The sequence below is a fragment of the Chryseobacterium sp. GP-SGM7 genome (genome assembly GCF_049166575.1).
Taxonomy (GTDB): Bacteria; Bacteroidota; Bacteroidia; order Flavobacteriales; family Weeksellaceae; genus Chryseobacterium.
Genome location: NZ_JBMHFF010000001.1, coordinates 632,737 through 649,483 on the forward strand (window position 1 = coordinate 632,737; position 16,747 = coordinate 649,483).

At 35.8% G+C, this 16,747-nt stretch carries 10 protein-coding genes; 8 read left to right on the forward strand and 2 right to left on the reverse strand.

From position 1 onward, the window contains the following. Positions 1–97: 97 nt before the first annotated feature. Positions 98–1,693 carry a peptide chain release factor 3 gene (locus tag ACOOWA_RS02885; RefSeq protein ID WP_421373095.1) on the reverse strand — a complete coding sequence of 532 codons (1,596 nt, stop codon included), beginning with the start codon at positions 1,691–1,693 and terminating at the stop codon, positions 98–100. A 373-nt stretch (positions 1,694–2,066) separates the two neighbouring features. Continuing rightward, positions 2,067–3,266, reverse strand: coding sequence for an MFS transporter (locus ACOOWA_RS02890; RefSeq protein WP_421373096.1), 1,200 nt, complete (start codon positions 3,264–3,266; stop codon positions 2,067–2,069). Between the two features lie 170 nt (positions 3,267–3,436). On the opposite strand from ACOOWA_RS02890, the gene ACOOWA_RS02895 reads away from it, so the two are divergent. The 8 genes from ACOOWA_RS02895 (at position 3,437) to ACOOWA_RS02930 (ending at position 16,732) form a co-directional block, all read left to right on the forward strand. After that, positions 3,437–4,267 carry a CPBP family intramembrane glutamic endopeptidase gene (locus ACOOWA_RS02895; protein ID WP_421373098.1) on the forward strand — a complete coding sequence of 277 codons (831 nt, stop codon included), beginning with the start codon at positions 3,437–3,439 and terminating at the stop codon, positions 4,265–4,267. Between the two features lie 155 nt (positions 4,268–4,422). After that, complete coding sequence (gene rdgB, locus ACOOWA_RS02900; protein WP_421373099.1) at positions 4,423–4,995, forward strand: RdgB/HAM1 family non-canonical purine NTP pyrophosphatase; 573 nt, start codon at positions 4,423–4,425, stop codon at positions 4,993–4,995. 576 nt (positions 4,996–5,571) lie between these two features. After that, positions 5,572–6,486, forward strand: a complete 915-nt coding sequence (locus tag ACOOWA_RS02905) for a ribonuclease Z (protein WP_421373101.1) — start codon at positions 5,572–5,574, stop codon at positions 6,484–6,486. Positions 6,487–6,626: 140 nt separating this feature from the next. Then, complete coding sequence (locus ACOOWA_RS02910) at positions 6,627–7,400, forward strand: TIGR02757 family protein (protein ID WP_421373102.1); 774 nt, start codon at positions 6,627–6,629, stop codon at positions 7,398–7,400. Positions 7,401–7,410: 10 nt separating this feature from the next. Continuing rightward, positions 7,411–7,941, forward strand: coding sequence for a DUF1003 domain-containing protein (locus ACOOWA_RS02915; RefSeq protein ID WP_421373103.1), 531 nt, complete (start codon positions 7,411–7,413; stop codon positions 7,939–7,941). A gap of 174 nt (positions 7,942–8,115) precedes the next feature. After that, positions 8,116–10,482 (forward strand): choice-of-anchor L domain-containing protein, encoded by a 2,367-nt coding sequence (locus tag ACOOWA_RS02920; protein WP_421373104.1) that lies wholly within the window; start codon positions 8,116–8,118, stop codon positions 10,480–10,482. A gap of 166 nt (positions 10,483–10,648) precedes the next feature. Further along, positions 10,649–14,257, forward strand: a complete 3,609-nt coding sequence (locus ACOOWA_RS02925; RefSeq protein WP_421373105.1) for a choice-of-anchor L domain-containing protein — start codon at positions 10,649–10,651, stop codon at positions 14,255–14,257. 126 nt (positions 14,258–14,383) lie between these two features. Then, positions 14,384–16,732 carry a choice-of-anchor L domain-containing protein gene (locus tag ACOOWA_RS02930; RefSeq protein WP_421373106.1) on the forward strand — a complete coding sequence of 783 codons (2,349 nt, stop codon included), beginning with the start codon at positions 14,384–14,386 and terminating at the stop codon, positions 16,730–16,732. Positions 16,733–16,747 lie beyond the last annotated feature (15 nt).

Here is a 16,747-nt window from a genome sequence, read left to right on the forward strand (position 1 = left end):
AAAGCCGTCTCACATTTTATTGTGAGACGGCTTTTTTTGATGTCGGCTAATCAGGATCATCTGTAACCAGATTTTCAAGATGTGCTAAAAATTTACTTTAAGCATTTTGGAATTCACTGATAAAATGCAGTTTCACATTCGGGAATTTTTCCTGCGTCATATGTATCGTGAAAGAAGAATCTGCCAGGAAAACCAATTGGTTGTATTTATCTCTTGCTAAAAATCGCTGCTTCAATCTTGCAAATTCTCTGAATTCTTCAGACTTTTCGTCTGCTTCAACCCAACACGCTTTGTGCATAGAAAGAGGTTCATAAGTACATTTTGCTCCATATTCGTGCTCCAGACGATATTGGATAACTTCATACTGAAGTGCGCCCACAGTTCCTATAATTTTTCTATTATTCATTTCGAGCGTAAACAACTGCGCAACACCTTCATCCATTAACTGATCAATACCTTTAGCCAGTTGTTTTGCCTTCAACGGATCGTTGTTATTGATATATCTGAAATGTTCAGGAGAGAAACTAGGAATTCCTTTAAAACTCAGCTTTTCACCACCAGTCAAGGTATCACCGATTCTGAAACTTCCGGTATCGTGAAGTCCTACAATGTCTCCCGGGAAACTTTCGTCAACCACTTCTTTTTTATCTGCAAAAAATGCATTCGGGGAAGAAAATTTCATTTTTTTGCCTTCTCTTACCAACAGATAATTTTCGTTTCTTTTAAATGTTCCTGAAACAATTTTTACGAAAGCTAAACGGTCTCTGTGTTTAGGATCCATATTGGCATGGATTTTAAATACAAATCCTGTAAAATTGCTTTCTTCAGGCTTTACCAAACGGGTATCACTTTCTTTGGGTTGTGGCATTGGAGCAATATCAATAAATGCATTCAGCAATTCTCTAACACCAAAATTATTCAACGCTGAGCCGAAGAAAACAGGCTGCAATTCACCATTCATATAATCTTCACGGTTAAATTCCGGATATACAGACTGAATTAGTTCTAATTCGTCTCTTAAATTTTTTGCCGCTTTTTCACCAATTACTTCATCAATTTTAGAATCATTAATGTCATCAAACCTGATAGATTCACCAACCTTTTGTTTTTTCTCTTCTAAAAATAACTGAATATTGTCTTCCCAAATATTATAAATTCCCTGGAAATCGCTACCCATACCAATCGGCAATGAAAGCGGGCAAACTCTTAAGCCTAATTTCTGCTCAACTTCATCCAGCAAATCGAAAGCATCTTTACCTTCACGGTCAAGTTTATTAATAAAAACCAACATTGGGATGTTTCTCATTCTGCAGACTTTCACCAATTTTTCTGTCTGTTCCTCAACTCCTTTTGCAACATCAATCACAACGATTACAGAATCAACGGCTGTCAAAGTTCGGTACGTATCTTCAGCAAAATCTTTGTGACCCGGAGTATCCAGAATATTAATTTTGTGGTCTCTGTACTCAAAAGCCAATACAGAAGTTGCCACAGAGATTCCTCTCTGTCTTTCAATTTCCATAAAATCGGAGGTGGCTCCTTTTTTTATTTTGTTTGATTTTACTGCACCCGCTTCCTGAATTGCGCCTCCAAAAAGCAGCAACTTTTCAGTAAGAGTCGTTTTTCCGGCATCCGGGTGAGAGATAATTCCGAAGGTTTTTCTTTTTTCTATTTCTTTGATTAAGTCTGACATATCGTTGTTTGAGTTTGCAAAAATCGTGAATTTAATCGGATTTTGAAAATTGGATTTTGGTTGGAAAAACGGATGAGACTAAACACAAAAGTCACAAAGGTTTTTTGACACATGAATTAAATGAGATTTAAGTTAAATGACTGAGACTATTTAGATCACATAAGATTAAAAATCAAAGATTTTTGTATGGGAGTGGAAACCGTTTCTTGATAACCATATGTTATTTGTTGTCTTAAAAAATTCTCAAAAGATTACAGATATAAAAAATTACAACAAATGAATCATTCGCAGAATGCGAACGAAATTAAAACCACAGCGTGGTTCAATAGTTTGTAATCCGTGTTCAGGATATTTTTCCAATTTTAATAATAAATCAAATTTCACTCAGTTTTTTCAGATTTGATTTTTTCTTCAGAAAATACGCCAATCCCAATCCTGCAAAAACCATTGCAGCACTGAAAGGAAAAATAAACTGCATTCCGAAAAAATCGGCCACACTTCCGATGATGGGGCCTGCAACACCGAGAGAAATATCAATAAAAAGTCCATAACCAGCCAATGCAGAACCTTGATTTGATGGTGCAACACTTTTAATGGCCATTACTCCTAAAGCCGGAAAAATAAGTGAAAATCCTAATCCTGTCACACCTGCGCCAATTAACGCTATCTGTGCATTTGTCGCAAAAGCAATGATGAGTAAGCCGGTTGTTTCTACGGAAAGACAGGCAATGGCGACTTTAATTCCGCCATAATTATTAATAACATTACTGAAAACCAATCTTCCGGCAACGAATAATACACCAAAAACACTTAAACACAATGCACCGTTATTCCAGTGAAAATGATTGTAGTATAGAGTGATAAAAGTAGAAATGCTTGCAAAACCTATTCCGCCCAAAGCCAGGCAGACTCCGAAAGGAGCAACTGTTCCCAATACTTTCCAGAAAGACTGGGTTTCTTTTTTATTTTCGTTGGTTTTGTTTTCCTTGGTTTTAGCAAATAAAAATCCGGTAATTCCTAAAATAATGGATAGAATTCCTATTCCGTACAGACTAAATTTCTGTTCGATAATAATTCCTAATGATGCTCCGATCGCCAAAGCTCCGTAACAAGCAACGCCATTATAAGAAATAATCTTTGCAGTGTGCTTTTCTCCTACTGTCATAATCGCCCAGTTAATCGGACTTGCACCAACCAACCCTTCTGCGCAACCTGTGAGAAGCCGTGTGATTATTAAAAATGCAAGACTAAAAACCGGAGAAAACTTAAAGTAATACGCAAAAATAAGGAAAACTCCTGTTAATGAAAATCCGAGCATACTCAATAGTACTGCTGGTTTCGGACCTTTTCCGTCAATCATTTTTCCGGAATACGCTCTTAGAAAAAAGGTGGAAATATATTGTAGACTGATTACAATTCCTGCCGCCAAAAGGCTGTAATTTAAGCTTTTAGTAATAAAAATAGGTAATACAGAAAGCGATAAACCGATAATAAAGTATCCTACAAAAGTAAAACAGACGTAAAAAATGATTTGGAGATTGGTATTTTTTGATTGGTTTACAAAGCTGTTCATCTGAAGAAAAAATTAGACTGCAAAGATACTTTAGAAATAAGTTTAAGTTTTAAAATTGTTGCTTTAAAAAAGGTAACATTTATCATTATTAAAAGGCTTTATACTCATTTGAAGTTTTTGTTTTATATAAATTCAATTATCTTTGTTCTGCTAAAAATTAGTTACTATACATGGAAAACTCAAAATATCCAAGGTACATTTTCGACTGGATGGGAGGCTTAATTCTTTTCACAGGTTATATTATAGGAAGTATGGCCGTTGGTTTTTTCGGTCTTGCAGGTAAATTTGTTTTTAAACTGGATTTTATGCAAAAGCCCTGGTTTATGATGTTTGCCAATGCAGTGGTTTTTTGCTTGATGATTGCCGCTTTCGATTTTGTGATTGTAAGACAGAAAACAGGAAAAAAATTAAATTTCAATTTTTCTTCTACTAACTTTTATACATATTTTCTCATTTTTCCTATGATGTTGGGAATGATGTTTATCGGGGAATTTATTACATCACAAATTCCTACAACGGGTCCTTTTTTTGGAGATTTTTATAAGTTTTTCGAAAATCTGATGGCAAATTTAGTTGACGATCCCGCTGTAATGATTATCACAGCAGTGATTATGGCACCGATTTTTGAGGAAATTATTTTTAGAGGGATTATTCAAAAAGGATTGATTAATAAAGGAGTAGAACCCTGGAAAGCAATTTTGCTGGCCAGTGTTTTATTTGGCTTGATACATGGAAACCCATGGCAGTTTGTGGGAGCTACTTTACTGGGATGTGTTTTGGGTTTGGTATATTACAAAACAAAATCTTTGCTTTTACCAATGCTTTTACACGGATTCAATAATCTTTGCTCTGCGGTTTTAATTTTTTACACAAAAAAAGAAAGTTTTGCAGAAGTACTGGAAATTCAGGAATGGATGATTTTAGGTATAGGAATTGTGCTGTTTTCAGTATTTTTCTATCTCTTTACCTTTCAAAATAAAGTTCGGTATTCTGAAGCATAGAGTGTTTTTAAACATCAGTCACATAAGTTTAGTGTAGAATTATTCTGGATATTTTAGAACAAATTAGTAAAAAATCTCTTATATGACTTATGTGTCACATTCAAATTATAATAAATAAAAATTCGATATAAATTCGATTTTAATAAAAAATAAAAATGGAAATATTAATAGCCACTCACAATCTTCATAAAAAGGAAGAAATACAACAGATTTTAGGGAATGAATTCTTCGTAAAGAGTCTTGCTGACTATGATCTACATGACGAAATTGTTGAAGATGGAGATTCTTTCAACGCCAATGCATTAATCAAAGCAAAATATTGTTTTGAAAAGACGGGAATTCCAAGTTTGGGTGACGACAGCGGTTTGGTTGTAGAATCTTTAGATGGAAGACCGGGAATTTTTTCGGCACGTTATGCCGGTGATCACGATTTTGCCAAAAACATCGAAAAAGTTTTAAGCGAAATGGAAAATGTAGAAAACAGGAAAGCTTATTTCATAACAGTTTTATGCTATTATGACGAAAACGGTGCAAAATATTTCGATGGCAGAGCTCACGGAAATTTACTTAATGAAAATAAAGGTCATCAAGGTTTTGGTTACGATCCTATCTTTGTTCCTGAAGGATACGAAATGACTTTTGCGGAGATGAATCCTGAAGATAAAAATAAAATCAGCCACAGAAAACAGGCTTTGGACTTGTTTCTTGATTTTTTGAATAAGAAATAAAGTATTACTAAAAAGGTTTAGCCACAAAGTGACAAAAGTTTTTTGACACATCAGTCACATTAGATTTAAGTTTAGTAATTTGGGATATTTAGATCATATAAGACCTGTTGTGCATTTACAAATTTGTTTTACTTCAGTAAGTGAAACACCTTTGTTTATCTTTAAAAAGCTTTTTTGATTTAAATTCTTTGTTTTTCTTTGCGATAAAATAAACGCAAGGTTAAACAAAAGAAACTCCAAAACTATGCTGAAATAAAGTAAAACAAGGGTGCTTCGCTTATCAAAGAAATACAAGTGATTGATTTTTAGTTAATTTAACATTTCCCCCTTAAATGCACAACAGATCATATAAGTTTAAAAATCAAAGATTTTTTGTGTGAAAATCTGTAGATAATATGATTAGAAAGATTTTAGACAATACATTTTAAAATCTTTGACTTTTTCTGATGGTTTCATAATATTTTTAATAAATATGTGAAATCTTATGTGCCTCATGTTTTTTAATTGTTTTAAAACTCGATCTCCGCCTTAACCTTTACCTCAATTATTGTACATTTGCTTTAATAAACTATTGATTTGAGTACTTATTTAACGATATTAGGATTTAATTCGGCAATACCCACAGTTAATACGTCACCAACAGCTCAGCTTCTGGAAATGGAAGAGCGCTGTTTTCTGATCGATTGTGGTGAAGGAACGCAGGTTCAGTTGAGAAAAGCAAAAGCAAGATTTTCAAAAATCAATCATATATTCATTTCGCATCTTCATGGTGACCATTGTTTTGGTTTGCCCGGATTAATTGCCTCATTCAGGCTTTTAGGAAGGGAAGTTCCGCTGCATGTTTATGGTCCGAAAGGAATAAAAAAAATGCTGGAAACTATTTTTACGATGTCTGAAACGCATCGTGGTTTTGAGGTGGTTTATCATGAGCTTGACAAAAATTATTCAGAGAAAATCTATGAAGATAATAGGGTAGAAGTGTATACTATTCCGCTTGATCACAGGATTTATTGCAACGGCTACCTATTTAAAGAAAAATCAAAGGATCGTCATATTAATATGGAAGAAGTTTCAAAATATGCCGAGATTGAGACCTGTGATTATCACCATTTGAAAGCCGGAAAAGATTTCGTTTTGAGTGACGGATATGTTCTGAAAAATGAAATTTTAACCACAACTCCTGCGCCGTCAGTTTCTTACGCATTTTGCAGTGATACAAGATATTTGGAATCTGTCATTCCGATAATTAAAAATGTTACGGTTTTGTACCATGAATCAACTTTTTTGCATGATTTAAAAGAAATGGCTGATTATACAGGTCATACTACGGCTCAGGAAGCGGCAATCATTGCGAAAAAAGCGGAAGTCGGAAAATTGATTTTGGGACATTTTTCAAACCGTTACGGAGATTTGACGGTTTTTACAGACGAAGCCAGACAGATTTTCCCAAATACTTTTTTACCTAAGGCATTGGAAGCGGTAAAAATTTAAAGAATTGAAACATTAGATGTAAATAGTAAGATAAATCTTAATTCAGCGAAATGTTTAATGAATATTTTAAATATTTCTTCAACCAAAGGTTAAAATCTTTGAAATGTTAATGGTTTAAAATTTCAAGACCCAATAAAATAATGAAATTAAATTTTTCTGAGCTAAAAGATTTTCTTGACGAAAAAGCTGATGTTTACAATAATCTTGAATTTATTCAGGATGACCCGATTCAGATTCCGCATCGTTTTTCTTTGAAACAGGATGTTGAGATTTCAGGATTTCTGGCGGCAACAATTTCATGGGGAAACAGGAAATCAATCATTAAATCTGCTGAAAAAATGCTCGATATTATAGGCAATTCTCCCTATGATTTTGTGATAAACTATTCTGAAAAAGATTTGGAATTTATTAAAGATAAAAGTATTCACAGAACGTTTAACGGGGAAGATTTTTTATATTTTATCAGACAGTTTCGGAAGATTTATACTGAAAATGAAAGTCTTGAAGATTTATTTTTAATTAGTAATCACGAAAGCAATTTCCAACATTCTATTGAAAGATTCAGAAAGAAATTTTTAGGAATTGAAAAACACAGAACGCATAAACACGTCAGTTCGCCATATAAAAATTCATCTTCAAAAAGAATAATTATGTTTCTGAGATGGATGATAAGAAATGATAATCGTGGCGTAGATTTTGGAATCTGGAAAAATATTGATCCGAGATTTTTATCGATTCCTCTGGATATACATACCGGCAATATTTCTAGAAAATTAGGCTTAGTATCCCGAACTCAAAATGACTGGAAAACGGTAGAAGAATTAGATTTAATCATAAGAAAATTTGACGCAAAAGATCCTGCAAAATATGACTTTGCTCTGTTTGGATTGGGAGTAACAAAAGAATTGTTTTAAAAAGAAAATAATGAAAACACCGCACGAAAAAATAGAATTTTTAGAAAAACTTGCAGACGGAATTACTTCATGGATAGGATCAATACCATCTTTAATTCTGCATACTCTTCTCTTTTTAACATCATTTTTGCTTCCAGTATTTGGTTTGATAGATTTTGACAAGATGCTCCTTGTGCTGACTACGGTTTTGTCTCTGGAGGCAATTTATTTATCAATTTTAATTCAGATGTCTGTCAATAAAAGTCATGAGAAAATTGAAGATATTCAGGAAGATATCGAAGATATACAGGAAGATATTGAGGAGATCAGCGAAGATATTGAAGAAATCTCTGAGGATTTGGAAGAGATCAGCGAAGATATTGAAGATATTCAAGAGGATATTGAAGAAATTAATGATGAAGATGACGATGATGACCACAATGAACGGGCAAAAAATACCATTTTGAAAAGCAATGTGAATTCTAATAAGAATGAAATTAAATTTCTAAAAGATAAAATTGCAGAGCTTCAACATAAAATTGATGAAATGAAGAAAGATTAAATCAAAAAGAATATCTACTGACTGTCACCTTGACGGTCATTTTATTTCCTGAAATTAAAAATTAATTAAAATTTCATTAGAATTTAAATAAAAAGTGATATTACTGCTAATAATATCCTCTGAAGTGCATTTTAAATCATTTAAAAGTAGTATTTTTGGGCAAACAACAACAAAATGTTAAAATATAGACTGAAAAATTATTTTTTTCTTACTGCACTCTTGTTTGTTTCTGCATCTGTTTCGGCGCAAAGAAAACCACCAAAAAATGTGGTAAACGAGACGAATAAAAAAGCAGGAGTTTTTATAGACGTGAATGCTGCTGGATATGCTCCTTCTACGTATACTCCGGAACAATTGGTAAAGGATATTTTAATTAACGGAGGTTCTACCTGCTCTGTTCCTGATGTTTCGAATGTAACAATTACACCTTCGCAACCCATTTCAAGTACCGACAGGTTCTGGGGTTATTTTCATAAAGGAACAACCAATTTTCCCTTTACAGACGGAATTGTATTAACAACGGGGCGTGCAAGAGAAGCAGGAAATGTAGCATCAAGTGCAAGTTACACTATTCCCGGAGCGGGACAAAATGATGCCGATCTTTTAGCAGCTGTTCCAAATCCTACTCCATCTAATAATTATAATGATAATGTTATGCTGGAGTTTGATTTTGTACCTAACTCCAGTCAGGTGAAATTTAATTATATTTTTGCTTCTGAAGAATATTCCGGAACCTTTCCTTGTCAGTATTCAGATGCATTTGCATTGTTAATAAAACCGGTTTCCGGAGGTCCTTATGTAAACCTTGCTGTTTTGCCAAATAATGCAGGACCTGTAGCGATGACCAATATTCACCCTTTGATTAGTGGAATTTCAGGTTGTCCTGCAATTAATGAAATATATTTTGCGGGATACAATTCTTCACCAAACATTGTTACCAATTATGATGGAAGAACTGTTCCTTTAACGGCAGTGGGAAATGTAACGCCGGGTGTGGCTTATCATTTTAAAATGGTTTTGTCTGATTACAGAGACTGGAGCTATGATTCTGCCGTGTTTCTTGAGGGAGGATCTTTTGATATAGGTATTAAACTTGTTGACGGTAATGGAGTACAGTTACCTTCTACTTTAAATGTTTGTGATAATGTACCTCAAACTTTAGTTGCACAGCTGAATGCAGTTCCCGGAGCTCTGTATCAATGGTATAAAGATGATGTTCTGATACCTGGTGCAACATCAGCAACATATGTTGCTACTACGCCTGGTAAATATGAAGTGAAAGTAATGGTTCCGGGTAATAATTGTCCGGCATCTGCAACTATAACAATTGTGGGCGGTACAAGTCCTGTAGCTCAGAATGCTACAATGAAAATTTGTACAACACCAACTCTGAGTACTTTTAATTTAAATAATGCTAAACCTCAGATGAGTACTACTGCCGGAGCAGTTTTCCGTTTTTACGTAAATCTTGCTGATGCACAGGCTCAGAACAACAGTTACATACCAGATGCCAATTTAGCTGCTTATAATGGAACTGACGGTCAGGTTTTACATGTTGTTGTATCTAACGGGGCATTTTGTAGCAAATTAGTTACATTAACTTTAAGAAAAGAGGCAACTCCGGTCGCTGAGCTTACCGCTTCAAGATTAAAGATTTGCGTTGGGGAATCTGTTACATTAACTGCAGGCGGTGGTGTTATCTATCAATGGAATGATACGGCTGTTTCTACTGCTGTTCGTACATTGTCACCTACTCAAACAACTACTTATACAGTGTATGCAATCGGTGCACAAGGTTGTAAATCACTTCAGCCTATCTCGGTGACTGTAGAAGTTGTTCCGGCAATTACTTCTAATATGACAGGAGGGATAATCTGTATTGGCGATACTATAACTCTGGATGCCGGAGTTGGACCGAATTACAGCTATTTATGGAATAACGGAGCTACTACACAGACTATTGCTGTGGATGGTCCCGGAATGTATTTTGTAGATATTAACAATGGAGTTTGTTCTAAGAGATATACAACAGAAGTAAAACTGGCTCTTGTCCCAGAAATTATAAATGTTGATTACAGTCAAAATGGTACATTAGTAATTACCGCTACAAATCTTGGGAGTGGAGTTCTTGAATATTCTGTTGATAACGGTGTTACCTGGCAAGGTTCTAATGTATTTAATAATATTCCTAATAATACAATAGTTTCTATAAGAGTAAGAGTGAAAGGTACAAGTTGTGTTGGTTTCCTGGAGTATTTCACTTTCGTAATGCAAAACGTAATTACTCCAAACGGAGACAAAGTAAATGATATGATCGATTTCAGAGGGGTAAGTGATTATAAACAATTTCAGGCTCAGATTTCCGACCGCTATGGTAAAGTAGTTTATAAAGCTGAGAAAACAAGACCTTATTGGGACGGATATTTCCAAGGTAAAAAATTGCCTACATCTTCTTACTGGTATCAAGTGACATTTGAAGATCCTGCAAGTAAAAAATTAGTAGTAAAAACAGGCTGGATTTTACTTAAAAACTTTGAATAGCAAAAATTATACAAACAAAAAAGACCGAAATTTTTCGGTCTTTTTTGTTTTAAACTGTACAAAACTGAAAATCTGAATTTTATATAATTGTGTTAAAACTAATGTAAATGAATTTTGCTTGAATTTTGAATAAAAAAAATAGTATTTTTGTTTAAAATAGTTTAAAATGTTAAATAGTAGATTACAAAATTTACTTCCGGTTTTAATTTTACTGCTTTTAGGTAATTTTACTTTTTCACAGAAAAGAAGTCAGAGTCAAAATCTTGCGAAACCATCTGTTCAAACCAACAAAGTGGGTTCGTTTATCGATGTAAATACTCCAAATTATACAGAATCCTCTTTCAGTATAAGTCAATTGGTGAAAGATGTACTTATTGCGGGCGGATCTACATGTGCGACAGCAAATGTTTCGAATGTAGTTGTGTCACCCAATCTTACTTCCGGAGATCCTAATAGAAGCTGGGGTTTTTTTAATAAAGGAACTACCAATTTTCCATTCGCAAAAGGGATTGTACTTACTACAGGACACGCCAGTAAAGCGGGTAATAATTTCATATCAGGTCCTATCGGTGATGCGCTTCCTACTCAAGGTGATGTTGATTTAGCCGCCGCATTAGGGTTATCAAATACTTTACTGAGTGATGCCAGTTACATCGAATTTGATTTTGTTCCTACTTCTACAGAAGTTACTTTCAGATATTTATTTGCTTCAGAAGAATACAATGGTAGTTTTCCGTGTGATTATAGTGATGGGTTTGCTCTTTTGCTAAAACCGAATACGCCAGGTTCTTCTTATCAAAATTTAGCGGTTTTACCGGGTGGTGCCGGAGCCGTAAGTACAAAAAATATACGGCCTGCATTCCAGTTTGGCGGAGCACCTCTTGCTTGCGGAGCGCTAAATGCTTCATATTTTGGAGGATACAACACCTCTTCTATTGAAACAAATTTTAATGGGCGTACAGTTCCCTTAACAGCTAAAGCAACGGTTGTTCCCGGACAGTCCTATCATTTTAAAATGGTTTTAGCAGATTATGATGATTCTGCTTATGATTCGGGTGTGTTTTTGGAAGCGGGTTCATTTGATATCGGTGTACAGATTTTAGGACCGACTGGAGTTCAGCTTCCTGCTTCAATAAATGTTTGTGACAACGCGCCACAAACTTTTACAGCTTCTACTCAGGTTTCTGGTGCAACCTATGTTTGGTATTTAAACAATACAGTTATTCCCGGAGCTACTTCTGCTTCTTACACAGCCACTTTACCCGGAGTGTATAAAGTGGAGGTACTTATCCCCGGAAACTCCTGTCCTGGAACCGCCACCGTCACTATTGTTGGCGGAACTTCACCTACAGTTCAGAACGCTACGCTTACAAGTTGTTATGCAGCAGGAAATGTTAACTTTAATCTGACAGCTGCTCAAAACGCAATCAGTACAACTCCCGGAGCAACATTTTCTTATTATGAAAATCAAGCGGATGCTAATGCGGGAAATACAAGTACTATTGCCACTCCTACAACTTATCCAAGTTCGGGAGGTCAAACAATATATGTTTTAGTTAAAAATGGATTTTGCTCAAAAGTTGCGCAACTGCAATTGGTAAAAGCACCACAGGTAACAGCAACTATTGCAGCACCTGCTTCTTTGACATGTACGAATCCTCAGATTACATTAAATGCTTCTGCATCGGTTTATCCAACGGGTTCTACTTTTGCCTGGACTACAGTGGGCGGAAATATCGTTTCAGGCGGAAATACTTTAAATCCTGTAGTAAATACGGCAGGAACTTATACCTTAACAATAAGCAACACCTACCAACCCGGAAATGTAGTTTGTACAGCTACATCAACAGTTACAGTTGTTGGAGACAGCAATGCGCCTACCACAGGACTCACTGCAAGTAAAATATTGATTTGTGCAGGCGAAACCGTTACCCTTACTGCTTCTGGTGGTGCAACATACAATTGGACCGGACTTACAGGCACGGGAAATACTCAAACTGTTACTCCAGCAACAACGACAACTTACACTGTTTTGGCAACTGGTGCAAATGGATGTGTTTCTACTACTCCTGCAACAATAACGATTGAAGTCTCGCAACCTATTACTGTACAGAATGCAACCCTTCTGAAATGTTATCAGCAAGGAGGCATTGTATATGATCTTACATCTGCCCAAACTCAGATAACCTCTTCAGGAACGGCAACTTTTGCTTACTACATCAATCAGGCAGATGCTAATGCAGGAAATACAAGCACGATTGGTACTCCCACAACTTTTTCAAGCACAGGAAACCAAACGATCTATGTGCTTGTAAAAAATGGTGGCTGCAGTTATGTGGTAATCTTACAACTACAGACAACAGCCGTAACAAATTTAACAATAGCAACTCCTCAAACGATCACCTGTTCAGTTCCGCAAATAACTTTAAATGCTTCGGCATCAACAATTCCCACAGGATCAACAATTTTGTGGACAACGACTGGAGGAAATATCGTGTCCGGAGCTAATACTTTAAACCCTGTAGTGAATGCAGGAGGTCTTTATACTTTAACAGTGACTAACATTACACAACCTGGAAACTTAACGTGTACTTTTACTACTTCTGTAACTGTAGTTCAGGATAAGGTTTTACCGGTTGCAAATTTATCTTCTACATTTCTGCAAATTTGTCCGGGTGAATCGGTTACACTAACAGCTTCTGGTGGCGTAACTTATAATTGGGGGAATGGTCTTACTGGCAATGGCGCAACTCAGGTAGTTTCTCCCACAAATAATACTACGTACACCGTTTTTGCTGTAGGAGCAAATGGATGTATTTCTGCAAATCCTGCCTCAATAACTATTGTTGTGGGACCGCCAACTGCTTCTGTTGTAGCTTCTAAACTAAAAATCTGTGCAGGTGAATCAGTGACATTAACAGCAAGTGGAGGATTTACTTACAACTGGGTAGGTCTTACAGGAACAGGGAATACACAAATTGTTACACCAACAGTCACTACACCTTATCAGGTTTTTGCATTGGGTGGAAATGGTTGCGTATCTACTACCCCTGCTACAATTACGATAGAAGTAGTTCCTGCAATTGTTTCTTCTTTAAAAGATGTAAATGTATGTGCGGGAGATCCTGCGACATTAGATGCGGGAGCTGGCCCAAACTATACTTATCTCTGGAGTACAGGCGCAACTACACAAACCATTACGACTAATATTCCGGGATCATATTCTGTGACAATAAGTAACGGTACCTGCTCAAGATTATTTACAGCACAAATCATTAATCCCGATCTGCCACAATTTACCAATATAGTTTTCGATAAAGATGTTTTGACTATATCTACAACTAATCCTTCAGGAGGTGTATTAGAATACTCAATTGATGGGGGTGTAACTTGGCAGCCTTCAAATATATTTTATAATGTAATGAAGAATACCAATTACAGTTTGGTTGTAAGAGTAATAGGAGCAAAATGCGGCACTTCATTGCAGTTTTTCACATTTCTGATGAGCAATGCAATTAGTCCGAATAATGATGGTATAAATGATTATATTGATTTTTCTGGAATTAGCAGTTACAAAAATTTTGCAGCATCAATATTTGACAGATATGGTGCAGAGCTATTCAAAGCAGATAAATCAAACACAATGTGGAACGGTTCTCTTAAAGGTATTAATTTACCTACTGCGACCTACTGGTATCGGGTACAATGGGAAAACCCTGCAAGTAAAAAACTTGAATTAAGATCTGGATGGATACTTCTTAAAAACAGAAATTAATTTGCAAAACCTTCTTAAAAGCACATCTTTCAAAAATCGAAAGATGTGTTTTTTTATTATGTTAAAAACAGAATAATTGATAGCGTATGTTTAAAAAACTGTTAAATTTGTTGAAACAAAATTATTATGAAGAGATATCTACTGCTGTTTTCGTTATTTTTATTCACTACTAATGTTATTAATGCTCAGAAAATTCAGTCAAGAAAGCCGATTAAAGAAAATAATTCAGCTTCAAAAAAAGCAGGAGATTATATTGATGTAAACGTTACCCCTTATCCTGAAAGTAATTATACTCCCACACAATTGGTTACAGATGTATTGGTTGGAACTTCAGGTTCTTGCGGAACACCTAATATTTCTAACGTGACAGTCAGCCCCAATCAACCGGTAACAAACAACAATAGATTCTGGGGATATTTTAATAAAACAACTTCAACATTCCCTTTTGAGGAAGGGATTGTACTAACGACAGGTTGGGCAAGAAAGGCAGGTAATACCAATGAACCTAACACATTAAGCGATGGTAACGGTGGAGGAAGTGATGCAGATCTTATTGCAGCGATTGGAGTAACTACTCAGATTAGTAATGCTGCTATTTTAGAATTTGATTTTGTACCTACAAGTTCTCAGATGAAATTCAGATATATTTTCGCATCTGAAGAATATGAAGGTATTTATCCTTGTCCTCCGCTTCAGTACGATGACGCTTTTGCTTTGTTACTAAGACCGAATACACCAGGTTCTACCTATACTAATTTGGCTGTTTTACCTGGAGGTGCAGGACCTGTTTCTGTACCCAATATTTTACCGGCAAGTTTCGCTTGCGGACCTATAAACGGGCAGTATTTTGGCTCATTATCTCCAAACGCAACCAATTATAACGGGATCACAGCACCACTTACTGCAGAAGCCACTGTAATTCCTGGCCAATCTTACCATATTAAAATGGTGGTTGCGGATGCTAGAGATAGCAGTTATGGTTCCGCAGTATTTTTAGAAGCGGGTTCATTTGATATCGGAGTAAATTTGTTAGATCCTGCCGGAGCGCAGTTGCCTGCAGAAATTAATGTATGTGACAATGTACCGCAAGTAATTACTGCATCTACAAGCGGACCAAATTTAAATTATCAGTGGTTTTTCAACGGAGCTGTAATTCCTAATGCTAATACCAATACCATCACAGCAACACAACCAGGAGATTACAAGATAGAAGTAAGTGTTCCGGGTAATCCTTGTCCCGGATCTGCGAGTATAAAAATAGTTGGAGGAACCACTCCGGAAGCACATGACGGTACTTATTTGCTTTGCACAACGCCAACTGTTACATCTTTCGATTTGAATGCAACAAAAGCATCAATCAGTCTTGATAGCCAGACAGCAGTTTTCCGTTTTTACGAAAACCAGGCAGATGCAGTGGCTCAAAACAACAACTATATAACTAATGTTTATAATTATAACGGTACAGACGGACAAATACTTTATGTAGTAGTCTCTAACGGAATTTTCTGCAGTAAGATGGTGAAACTTACATTACAGCGAGAAGTAACTCCGGTTGCACAGCTTGCGTCTTCACAGTATAGAATTTGTGCCGGAGAATCAGTTACACTTACAGCAGCAGGTGGTGTTACTTATCTTTGGAATAATTTCGGAGGATCTGGTAATACTCAAACAGTAACACTTCACCAGTCTACAGATTTTACGGTATATGCAATTGGTACAAAAGGCTGTCAGTCACTTCAGCCTGCAAAAGTGAGAATAGAAGTTTTACCGGAAATCAAAACGCCTTTGCTGGATGTAGAAATGTGTGTGGGAGACAAAATTACTTTAGATGCAGGTGCAGGCGAAAATTATACATACCTTTGGAATACCGGTGCAACTACTCAAACAATTGTAGCAACGGAATTAGGGATTTATACCGTAGTAGTAGATAATGCTGTTTGTCAGGAAGAATTTAAAGTAAAAGTTCAGGCTGCAGCTTTGCCGTATTTTACTAATCTCGATTATGCTGGAAACACATTAACGGTTACAGCTCACAATCCAACGATTAATAATATTCCTCAAACGCTTGAATATTCTATTGACGGAATTTTTTGGCAGGAATCTACCGTTTTTCCTGGCCTTTTAGACAATACAAATTACACGATCAAAGTGAGAATTAAAGGAACAAGCTGTTATGGCACAATAGATTTCTTCACCTTTAATATTACCAATGTGATCACCCCGAATAATGATGGCGTAAACGATGTTTTAGATCTTACATCTTTAGGAAGTTTCAAAAACTTCACAGGTTCTATATATGACAGATACGGCGTTGAGATGTTCAGATTTTCAAAAGAAACACCAATCTGGAACGGAACGGTGGGTGGAAAAAGATTGCCGACTGCAACGTATTGGTACAAATTTAATTTTGAATACAATAAATCTAAAACTCAGATGAGCAGATCGGGTTGGATTATGTTGAAAAACAGAGAGTAATTCTCAATATGAAAT

Coding starts and splice junctions, on each gene's coding strand:
- ACOOWA_RS02885 (WP_421373095.1), bottom strand. CDS start 1,693: ATGTCAGACTTAATCAAAGAAATAGAAAAAAGAAAAACCTTCGGAATT.
- ACOOWA_RS02890 (WP_421373096.1), bottom strand. CDS start 3,266: ATGAACAGCTTTGTAAACCAATCAAAAAATACCAATCTCCAAATCATT.
- ACOOWA_RS02895 (WP_421373098.1), top strand. CDS start 3,437: ATGGAAAACTCAAAATATCCAAGGTACATTTTCGACTGGATGGGAGGC.
- rdgB (WP_421373099.1), top strand. CDS start 4,423: ATGGAAATATTAATAGCCACTCACAATCTTCATAAAAAGGAAGAAATA.
- ACOOWA_RS02910 (WP_421373102.1), top strand. CDS start 6,627: ATGAAATTAAATTTTTCTGAGCTAAAAGATTTTCTTGACGAAAAAGCT.
- ACOOWA_RS02915 (WP_421373103.1), top strand. CDS start 7,411: ATGAAAACACCGCACGAAAAAATAGAATTTTTAGAAAAACTTGCAGAC.
- ACOOWA_RS02920 (WP_421373104.1), top strand. CDS start 8,116: ATGTTAAAATATAGACTGAAAAATTATTTTTTTCTTACTGCACTCTTG.
- ACOOWA_RS02925 (WP_421373105.1), top strand. CDS start 10,649: ATGTTAAATAGTAGATTACAAAATTTACTTCCGGTTTTAATTTTACTG.
- ACOOWA_RS02930 (WP_421373106.1), top strand. CDS start 14,384: ATGAAGAGATATCTACTGCTGTTTTCGTTATTTTTATTCACTACTAAT.